This window comes from uncultured Eudoraea sp., from assembly GCF_947258525.1.
Lineage (GTDB): Bacteria > Bacteroidota > Bacteroidia > Flavobacteriales > Flavobacteriaceae > Eudoraea.
Genome location: NZ_CAMYIP010000110.1, coordinates 1 through 2,500 on the forward strand (window position 1 = coordinate 1; position 2,500 = coordinate 2,500).

The 2,500-nt window shown below is 31.0% G+C and carries 3 protein-coding genes; all 3 read left to right on the top strand.

The features are described 5' to 3' along the window. The first annotated feature begins 78 nt into the window (after nt 1-78). Entirely contained in the window at nt 79-558 is a 480-nt protein-coding gene (locus tag Q0X89_RS08050; protein WP_297692923.1) for a hypothetical protein, read from the top strand. A 172-nt stretch (nt 559-730) separates the two neighbouring features. Continuing rightward, nucleotides 731-1,213, top strand: a complete 483-nt coding sequence (locus Q0X89_RS08055) for a hypothetical protein (protein ID WP_297692925.1) — start codon at nt 731-733, stop codon at nt 1,211-1,213. Nucleotides 1,214-1,441: 228 nt separating this feature from the next. After that, nucleotides 1,442-2,500, top strand: a 1,059-nt coding sequence (locus Q0X89_RS08060) for an AMP-binding protein (protein WP_297692927.1), incomplete at its 3' end; no start/stop codon positions are given.

Below are 2,500 nucleotides of genomic sequence, written 5' to 3' on the forward strand. Positions count from 1 at the left end.
AATAAATGGCCCATGAAAGCATTATTAGCAATAGAAAATAGACTTTAAAATTAAAAATTAAATAATTTATATTTTCAAATGAAAAAAGAATATTTAGAAAAAGTTCAAACCATAGATGGTATTATTACAGCAACTTATGAGGCTATGGGCGGTGAACCAGGAGATGCGAGGGATTGGGATCTATACCGGTTTCTGTACCATCCTAATGGTCAGATGATTCGCTATGAAAACGATTTTGTTGATGGGGAGTTAAGGCCCCAATTTATGTCTCCAGATGATTTTATAAGTTCAATTGGTAAGTGGATTGAAACTATACGTAAAACGGGTTTTTATGAAAGAGAAATTCATAGAATCACTAAAGTCTTCGGTAACACAGCACATGTTTGGAGCACCTGTGAATCTTTTCACAGTAAATCTGATATGAAGGAAAATAAACCCTATGTAAGAAATGTGCATACTGTACAATTGGCATATTATAAAGAAAGATGGTGGGTTCTTAGTATGTATTGGTCCAGAGAAACCGACGAATTTCCTATTCCAAAAGAATTTCTTGAATAATACTTTCACTTTTCAAAACCATATGTTGAAAGTAGCTTTAGATAATATATTATCAAGTCTATATTTTTTTGTAAAACTATAATATAAATAGTAACAAACGTACAGAATTCCAGTTCTGTTTTTAATTACATTTATTCCTAATACATTTTTAAACTAAATCAATAAAACAATTATGAAAGAAGAGTATTTAAAGAGTGTTCAAACCATGGATGATATCATAAAAACATCTTATGCTTGTATAGGGGGAAAAGCATATGAACCCAGAGATTGGGATTTCTATAGGTTTTTATTTCATCCTGAAGGAAAATTAATCCGTTATGAAAATGATATGGAAGGCGTATTAAGGCCTCAGTTTTTATCTCCCGACGATTATATTAATGGCATTGGAAAATGGATGGAGACCAAGCGGACAACCGGCTTTTATGAAAGAGAAATAGGTAGGGTCGAAGAGGTTTATGGTAACATAGCGCATGTCATCAGCACTTGCGAGTCTTTTCATAGTTTAGAAGAGATGGAAGCCAACACGCCTTATGTGAGAAATGTTCACAGTATCCAATTAGCTTATCATAAAGAAAGATGGTGGATTCTTAATATGTATTGGCAACGTGTTACGCCAGATTTCCCCCTCCCGGAAAAGTATTTGAAATATAGTTAATTAGTACCGGCCTAGATTTTATTGATTATACAAGAACATAAAAATGTAATGTTCTTGTATAATCAATAATTTCATCACATAGTCTATGACTTTTAACATTAGATACTTATTGAATAATAGAATATCCTAATAAGTTAACCTAATTTACGATTCAAGCACCTTGGTGTTTTAATAAAATTATTCATAACCAGTAGCTGTTTTTGCCTTATTTGTATTTAATGCTCTAATATGATAAAGATTAATTTAATTGAATATTTTGAAAACACTGTTGATTTATTTCCTGATAAATTAGCACTTGTTGACGGTACTTCTAAATTAACTTTTAACGAGTTAAGGGAAAAAGCAAAACTTATTGCAACTCAAATATCTAAAAACAATAGTTCAATTAATAGCCCTGTTGCTATTTATTTGCCTAAAACCAATGATGCAATTGCCTCATTTTTAGGCACTCTATATAGTGGCAATTGCTATACTCCATTAGATACAAAAAATCCCGTCCCGAGGATTGAAGCTATATTAAAGGCTTTAAACCCCACATGTATCATAACAAATAATAGGTTTATATCGAATATAGAAAAATGTAACGTAGATATTAAAATCATCAACCTGGATGAATTAGACCCAAAGGGTGATAGTAACGAAAGTTATAATTATCATAAATGTATAGATACTGATCCGGCATATATATTGCATACGTCAGGCTCCACAGGAGTACCAAAAGGAGTTGTTATCTCACATTTGTCTATTATTGATTATATAAATTGGGTAGTTGATACTTTTGACATAACTGAAAAAGAAAAAATTGGTAATCAAACACCATTTATTTTTGATATGTCAACATTAGATATTTATCTAATGATTTTTAAAGGTGCAACACTCTTTATAATTCCTGAACAGAAGTTTATGTTTCCGGCTACTTTATTGGATTATATAAATGAAAATAAAATAAATTTTGTTTTTTGGGTTCCTTCGGTTTATGTCAGTATTGCAAATCTTGAACTTTTTAGTTCAATTAAACTTCCAACCGTAAAAAAGGTCTTATTTGGTGGTGAAGTTATGCCGCCTAAGCACCTAAGTTATTGGATTAAAAATTTAGATAAAAATGTTGTTTATGGAAACATGTATGGTCCTACTGAAATAACAGGAACATGTGTTTATCATATTGTTGATGATACATTCAATGAAAATGAATCTTTACCTATTGGTAAGCCATGTAGAAATACCGATATATTAGTCCTAAATGAAAAGGATGAACTTTGCAAAGTTGGAGAAAAAGGCGAATTATGT